The 7,310-nt window shown below is 67.8% G+C and carries 4 protein-coding genes and 1 pseudogene; 2 read left to right on the forward strand and 3 right to left on the reverse strand.

From position 1 onward, the window contains the following. The 3 genes and pseudogenes from Q0741_RS19760 to Q0741_RS19770 form a co-directional block, all read right to left on the reverse strand. A pseudogene (locus Q0741_RS19760) lies at window positions 1–103 on the reverse strand (TRAP transporter small permease); the annotation flags it as partial. 326 nt (window positions 104–429) lie between these two features. Then, complete coding sequence (locus Q0741_RS19765) at window positions 430–2,826, reverse strand: response regulator (protein WP_298234906.1); 2,397 nt, start codon at window positions 2,824–2,826, stop codon at window positions 430–432. A gap of 236 nt (window positions 2,827–3,062) precedes the next feature. Further along, complete coding sequence (locus Q0741_RS19770; RefSeq protein ID WP_298234907.1) at window positions 3,063–3,734, reverse strand: TetR/AcrR family transcriptional regulator; 672 nt, start codon at window positions 3,732–3,734, stop codon at window positions 3,063–3,065. 348 nt (window positions 3,735–4,082) lie between these two features. Here Q0741_RS19770 and Q0741_RS19775 point away from each other — a divergent pair, with 348 nt between their 5' ends. Both Q0741_RS19775 and Q0741_RS19780 read left to right on the forward strand, forming a co-directional pair. Then, complete coding sequence (locus tag Q0741_RS19775) at window positions 4,083–5,165, forward strand: hydrogenase small subunit (protein WP_298234908.1); 1,083 nt, start codon at window positions 4,083–4,085, stop codon at window positions 5,163–5,165. Between the two features lie 156 nt (window positions 5,166–5,321). Continuing rightward, window positions 5,322–7,178 (forward strand): nickel-dependent hydrogenase large subunit, encoded by a 1,857-nt coding sequence (locus Q0741_RS19780; RefSeq protein ID WP_298234909.1) that lies wholly within the window; start codon window positions 5,322–5,324, stop codon window positions 7,176–7,178. The last annotated feature ends 132 nt before the right edge of the window (window positions 7,179–7,310 follow it).

The following is a 7,310-nucleotide window of genomic DNA, read 5'->3' on the forward strand; positions in this document are numbered from 1 at the left end:
AGCGCAGCACCACGTTGCCGAACACCAGCACCACCATGATGGCCAGCGCCAAGGCGATCAGCGCGTCGAGCAGGCGGCAGTAGCCGTCCAGGAATCGGTTCATGAGCTTGTCTCCGTGTTGGGCACCGAGAGCGGCGCGTGGTTCTTGCAGCAAACGGCGCGGCCGTCATTTGCCAGGGATCAGCAATGTACGAACTAGTCCGTTTTCATGCGTTGGGAATAACCCGTAGATGCAGCGCAACAAGGGAACCGGTTCCAGTCCGGTCTCGGCCAGGACGCTGCCGGATGCGCCCGGCAGCGTCCTGGTGGGGAAGAACGTATTACTTCCTCAAGCGTGGCGGCTGAAGCCCACGCTGGGCGCGCGGGACGGCAGCCTGGGCCGGATGGGGTGCAAGCGCTGGCCGTGGGAGGGCGCGGCTGAAAGTCGCTTCAGACGGGCTTGGCCAGTGCACGCTGGACTTCACCGGCGAACGATGCGGGGTTGAACGCCGACTTGCCGACGAGCTCAAGCACGTGCCCGCTGAGCCGGTCGCGGTCCGCGGTGCCGAGATCCCGCGCCGTCACGACAACGATCGGCACGTGCGCCGTGGAGCTGTCGTGCTTGAGGGCTTGGACGACGTCGAACCCGCTGACCTCCGGCATCTCCAGATCCAGCACGATCAGGTGCGGGTGGAAACGCCGCGCCAGCTCGATGCCTTCGTGCCCGCCCAGCGCACGCAGGACGATGTAGTTGCGTTGAAGGAGTTGCGTGGCCAACAGCTCCACCGCGGCCGGATCGTCGTCAATGACCAGCACCGTGACGTCGCGTTCATCACCGGGTACCAATTCAAGGCGCTTGAGCCCCGTCGCGAAGGCGTCCCAGGCGACGGGCTTTTGCAGCACGAGCGACGCCCCCAGCGAGAAGCCCATGCCCTGGTCGGCGACCACCGAAACCACGACCACCGGCACGCTCTCCCAGCGGGGGATGTCCTTGCGCCGGGCCAGGAACTCCCAGCCGTCCATGCCCGGCAACTGGATGTCGAGCGTGATCAGCGCGGGCGTGAGCTCGGACGACAGCGCCAATGCCTCTTCAGCGGAAGCCACCTGCCGCACGGCAAAGCCCAAGGTCTGGAGCTGGGCCGTCATCAGGAACGCCGTCTCGGCGTTGTCCTCGATCACCAGCGCCAGCGGCCGGTCCTGCTCGGCGCTGGGCGTCCCGGGGGCCGATTCCGCCGCGGGCACCTCCTCGCGGCGCCAGGGCAGCCATACCGTGAAGCAGCAACCGCGCCCGGGTTCGCTCGTGACGGCCACCGTGCCGCCATGCAGCTCGGCCAGGCGCTGCACCATCACCAAGCCCAGCCCCGTGCCGCCGGCCTGGCGCGTGACGGCATTGGAAACCTGCGAGAAGGGCTTGAAGAGCTTGGGAATGTCATCGCCGCCGATGCCGATGCCGGTGTCCGACACCGAGAGCTCGACGAAGTAGCGGAAGTCGCTGGCCGGCAACGGCATGCGCAGCCCGTTGTGGAAGCCGGGCAGCGCGGTCTCGGCATGCGCCCTCTCGACGATGTTCACGGCCAGCGTCACGCGAGCGCCGTCCGGGCTGAACTTGATCGCGTTGGCCAGGAGGTTGAGGACGATCTGCTTGAGCTGCCGCCGGTCGGCCTGGAAAGTCCCCGGGCTCGCGCGCAGGTCGAGCTTCAGCGCCACGCCCCGCGCCTGGGCCACCCCGCTCACCATGGCCATCGTTTCCGACAGCACGGACTCCAGCGCCACGCTTTCGAGCACGGTCTCGAGCTTGCCGGCCTCGATCTTCGACAGGTCGAGAATGTCGTTGATCAAGGCCAGCAGGTGGTGCCCGCTCTCGAAAATGTGTCCGGCGAAGACGCGCTGCGTTTCCGAGGCTTCCCCCGCCATGCCGGTCTTGAGCATCTCGGAGAATCCGATGATGGCGTTCAGCGGTGTGCGCAGCTCGTGCGACATCTTGGCGAGGAACTCCGACTTGAAGCGGCTCTGTTCCTCCAGCCGCCGATTCGATTTGCTCAGCAGGCTGTTGGTGGCTTGCAACTCGTGGGCGAGCTGGTCGAGCTCCCTGGCGCGTCGCTGCTGTGCCGCATGGGCGGTGGCCAGACGCGCGTACAGCGCGCTGTTTTCCAGCAGCAGCCGCAGGAGCACGAAGCTGGCCGCCAGCAAGCCGTACACGCGGCCGGCGTAGAAACCCAGGTCGAAGCGGCCGGCGTTGAGCACGGCGGACAGGGCGATGTCGAACAACCAGGCGCACAGCGTGACGGCGAGCCAGAGGTCCAGCACGGTGTAGGGCCGCCGCCGCACGAGCAGGAGCCCCAGCGCGACCAGGCTGCACAGCCAGACCGAGCACACCACGACGATCATCGCGGGGGTGTAGCGGTGGCCCTGCATGATCGGGGGCAGCCACTGCTGTCCGGCCGTGGCCAGCGCCGCGAAGCCCGCCGCGCCACCGAGCGCGGCAACGCCGCCGATGAGCGCGGCCCGTGCGCGGCGGGCACCGCGCACCGGCTCGAAGCGGCTGCCGCGCACGAGCACGTAGGCCGTCACGAAGAGCGCAAACCCGCCATGCCAGAACATGTAGATCCAGGCCGTGCTCTGTGGTCCCGCGCCAAGCAGGCCGCCGGGGGCGAACAGCCCGGGGAAGGTCAGGGCATGGGCCGCCGTCGCGGCAGCCGTGAACAGGTAGCCGCAGGCCAGCACGAGCAGCGCCCTGGACCTCGCGATCCAGAACTGGCCGAGCAGCATCACCACGGTGATGAGGTCGATCAGGATCAGCGCCGATTCGTAGATCGGGATGAAGGCCCACACCTGGGGCAGTGGCAAGCGGGCCCACGGGCTCGCCACGACGAACACCAGCAGCGATGCCAGCGCAACCGTCCGCGCCAGCCGGTGCTCTTCATGGCCGGCGGGCGATGTCGCCAGCGTCGCGCTCGCCCGCCCATCGCCCGCGCCAGCCGCACGTTCTTCCGGAAGTGCGTGAAGGGGTGGTGCGGAGGAAGTCATTGGCCGGCGGCAGCTCGCGTGACTGAGGCGGCCTCACTGTAACCAGTTGAACAATCCTACTTGCGTACAAATCGCACGATCATCTCCACGATGCTCTCGCGCCGCGCGGCGATCGCTTCGGGCGACTCCAGGTCGCGCTTGAAGATCAGCGAGAAGGTGTGGCGGTTGGCGACGTTGAAGACGCTCAAGGCGCTGATGGACATGTGCAGGTCCACCGGGTCCAGCCCGGCGCGAAACACGCCGGCCTCCACCCCGCGCTCGTAGACGCGACGCACGGCGTCGATGGCGGGCACGTTGAGCTGCTGGATCACCTTGCTCTGCGCCATGAACTCGCCGCGGTGGATGTTCTCGTTCATCACCAGCCGGATGAAGTCGGGATGCTCGCGCTGGTAGTCCACCGTGTGCGCCACCAGCCGGCGCAGCGCCTCCTCAGGGTCGAAATCCTCCAGCTGCAGCTGCGACTCGATCGCGCGCATGGCGCTGTACGCGTTCTCCAGCACCGCGACGTACAGCCCCTCCTTGTTGCCGAAGTAGTAATAGAGCATGCGCTTGCTGGTGCGCGTGGCCTCGGCAATCGCGTCCACGCGCGCACCGGCCAGGCCCTTGTCGGCGAACTCGCGCGTGGCCACGGCCAGGATGTCGGCCATCGTGCGCTCCGGGTCGTGCGTGCGCGTGCCCTCCGCCTTGGCCGTCGCGGCGCGCGGGGCGGAATGTACTGTCTCGTTCATGGCGCGCAGTGTAGGAGCCGCCATCCCTGAACAACCTGACAACCCCAGTGCCGGCCTCCTGGTGGAAACCCTAGGTGCCATCACTGGAAGCTTTGGATGCGGCGCGGACCATGCGCCGGCAGTGCCGCTTCCACTTCAGCCGCCGCGCTGCAAGCGCAATGACCACCCCAGGCACCCTCCCGTCACGCGGGGGTCACGCAGGGCCTGAAGAAAACTCGATGGCATTCAAAGGCTTAGCACGGCCGGCGCGCACGCCGATGCGTGCGCCGGCCAGCGGCATGGAACTTGTGATCCCGTTGCGACGCCCGGTCGGGAGAAGGGCGGCGGTTCCACGAACGGGAGACACGGATGGAGACCTTCTACGAGGTGATGCGGCGCCAGGGCATCTCGCGGCGCAGCTTTCTCAAGTACTGCTCGCTGACCGCGACCTCGCTGGGCCTGGGCCCGGCCTTCGTGCCGCAGATCGCCCACGCGATGGAAACCAAGCCGCGCACGCCGGTGCTGTGGCTGCACGGGCTGGAGTGCACCTGCTGCTCCGAGTCCTTCATCCGCAGCGCGCACCCGCTGGCCAAGGACGTGGTGCTGTCCATGCTCTCGCTGGACTACGACGACGTGCTCATGGCCGCCGCCGGCCACCAGGCCGAGGCCATCCTCGAAGAGGTGATGAGCAAGTACAAGGGCAACTACATCCTGGCCGTGGAGGGCAACCCGCCGCTGAACCAGGACGGCATGAGCTGCATCATCGGCGGCCGGCCCTTCGTGGAGCAGCTCAAGCACGTGGCCAAGGACGCCAAGGCCGTGATCTCCTGGGGCTCCTGCGCCTCGTGGGGCTGCGTGCAGGCGGCCAAGCCCAACCCGACGCGCGCGGTGCCGGTGCACCAGGTCATCACCGACAAGCCCATCATCAAGGTACCGGGCTGCCCGCCGATCGCCGAGGTGATGACCGGCGTCATCACCTACATGCTGACCTTCGACCGCATCCCCGAGCTCGACCGCCAGGGCCGGCCGAAGATGTTCTACAGCCAGCGCATCCACGACAAGTGCTACCGCCGGCCGCACTTCGACGCCGGGCAGTTCGTCGAAGCCTGGGACGACGAGTCCGCGCGCAAGGGCTACTGCCTCTACAAGGTCGGCTGCAAGGGCCCCACCACCTACAACGCCTGCGCCACCGTGCAGTGGAACGCCGGCACGAGCTTCCCGATCAAGGCCGGCCACGGCTGCATCGGCTGCTCCGAGGACGGCTTCTGGGACAAGGGCTCGTTCTATGAACGCCTCAGCGGCATCCACCAGTTCGGCATCGAGGCCAACGCCGACCAGGTGGGCATGGCCGCCGCCGGCGCCGTGGGCGCGGCCGTGGCGGCGCACGCGGCCGTCTCGGCCCTCAAGCGCGCCACCGTCAAGCACGACGCCGCGGCCAATACGCAGGGATGACTTCGTTTCGTCCTCATCAGTGATGTGTTCCGTTCGTCCTGAGGTATCGAAGGATGAACGGCCCCTGCCGGGGTGCAGCCATCGCAGCCTGACGGATTCGCACTTCGATACCTCAGTGCGAACGGGCCAACCCACGAGCAAATCGTCCCCAACGCCATGACCAGCTACGCCACCCAAGGCTTCAACCTTGACGACAGCGGCCGCCGCATCGTCGTCGATCCCGTCACCCGCATCGAGGGCCACATGCGATGCGAGGTCAACCTGGATGCCAACAACGTCATCCGCAACGCCGTGTCCACCGGCACCATGTGGCGCGGCCTGGAGGTGATCCTCAAGGGCCGCGACCCGCGCGACGCCTGGGCCTTCGTCGAGCGCATCTGCGGCGTGTGCACCGGCTGCCACGCGCTGGCCTCGGTGCGCGCGGTGGAGGACGCGCTGGGCATCAAGATCCCCAGGAACGCGCACCTCATCCGCGAGATGATGGCCAAGACGCTGCAGGTGCACGACCACGTCGTCCACTTCTACCACCTGCACGCGCTGGACTGGGTGGACGTGGTCTCGGCCCTCAAGGCCGACCCCAAGAAGACCAGCGAGCTGCAGCAACTGGTCTCGCCCTCGCACCCGCTGTCCTCGCCGGGCTACTTCCGCGACATCCAGAACCGCCTGAAGAAGTTCGTGGAAAGCGGCCAGCTCGGCCCCTTCATGAACGGTTACTGGGGCAACAAGGCCTACATCCTGCCCCCCGAGGCCAACCTGATGGCCGTGACGCACTACCTGGAGGCGCTGGACCTGCAGAAGGAGTGGGTCAAGATCCACACCATCTTCGGCGGCAAGAACCCGCATCCGAACTACCTCGTGGGCGGCGTGCCCTGCGCCATCAACCTCGACGGCAACGGCGCCGTGGGCGCGCCCATCACGATGGACCGCCTGAACTTCATCAGGGCGCGCATCGACGAGATGGTGGAGTTCAACAAGAACGTCTACCTGCCCGACGTGCTGGCCATCGGCACGCTGTACAAGCAGGCCGGCTGGCTGCACGGCGGCGGCCTGGCGGCGACCAACGTCAGCGACTACGGCGAGTATCCCAAGGTCAACTACGACAAGTCCACCGATCAACTGCCCGGCGGCGCGATCCTGGGCGGCAACTGGGACGAGATCCACCCGGTGGACCCGCGCGACCCGGAGCAGATCCAGGAGTTCGTCGCCCACAGCTGGTACAAGTACGCCGACGAGTCCAAGGGCCTGCATCCCTGGGACGGCGTCACCGAGCCCAACTTCGAGCTCGGCGCCAGGACCAAGGGCAGCAGGACCCACATCGAGCAGATCGACGAGAGCGCCAAGTACTCGTGGATCAAGGCCCCGCGCTGGCGCGGCCACGCCATGGAGGTGGGCCCGCTGTCGCGCTACATCTTGGCCTACGCCCACGCCCGGAAGGGCAACCAGTACGCGCAGCGCCCCAAGGCGCAGCTGGAGTACGCGGCCGAGATGATCAACAGCGCCTTCCCCAAGGCGCTGGGCTTGCCCGCCACCGACTACACGCTCAAGCAGCTGCTGCCCTCGACCATCGGCCGCACGCTGGCGCGCTGCCTGGAGAGCCAGTACTGCGGCGAGATGATGGTGGAGGACTGGAGCGAGCTGGTCGCCAACATCAAGGCCGGCGACACCGCCACGGCCAACGTCGAGAAGTGGGACCCGGCCACCTGGCCCAAGGAGGCCAAGGGCGTGGGCCTGGTGGCCGCGCCGCGCGGCCAGCTCGGCCACTGGATCCGCATCAAGGACGGCCGGATCGAGAACTACCAGTGCGTGGTGCCCACCACCTGGAACGGCAGCCCGCGCGACGCCAAGGGCCAGATCGGCGCCTTCGAGGCCGCGCTCATCGGCACGCCCATGGCCGACGCGCAACAGCCGGTGGAGATCCTGCGCACGCTGCACTCCTTCGACCCCTGCCTGGCCTGCTCCACCCACGTGATGAGCGAGGACGGCCGCGAGCTGACCTCGGTGAAGGTGCGCTGACAACCGCGCGACGCAAGGAGAACCCATGAAGACTTCCCGCATCCTGCCGCGCGCCGCCGCCGCGCTGGCCCTGGCCGGCGCCGCCGGCACCGCCGCCGCGCACCCTGGCCACGCCGAGGGCCTGGCCGCCGG

The sequence above is a fragment of the uncultured Azohydromonas sp. genome, from assembly GCF_937926365.1.
Classification (GTDB): domain Bacteria; phylum Pseudomonadota; class Gammaproteobacteria; order Burkholderiales; family Burkholderiaceae_C; genus Azohydromonas.

Coding starts and splice junctions, on each gene's coding strand:
- Q0741_RS19770 (WP_298234907.1), bottom strand. CDS start 3,734: ATGAACGAGACAGTACATTCCGCCCCGCGCGCCGCGACGGCCAAGGCG.
- Q0741_RS19775 (WP_298234908.1), top strand. CDS start 4,083: ATGGAGACCTTCTACGAGGTGATGCGGCGCCAGGGCATCTCGCGGCGC.
- Q0741_RS19780 (WP_298234909.1), top strand. CDS start 5,322: ATGACCAGCTACGCCACCCAAGGCTTCAACCTTGACGACAGCGGCCGC.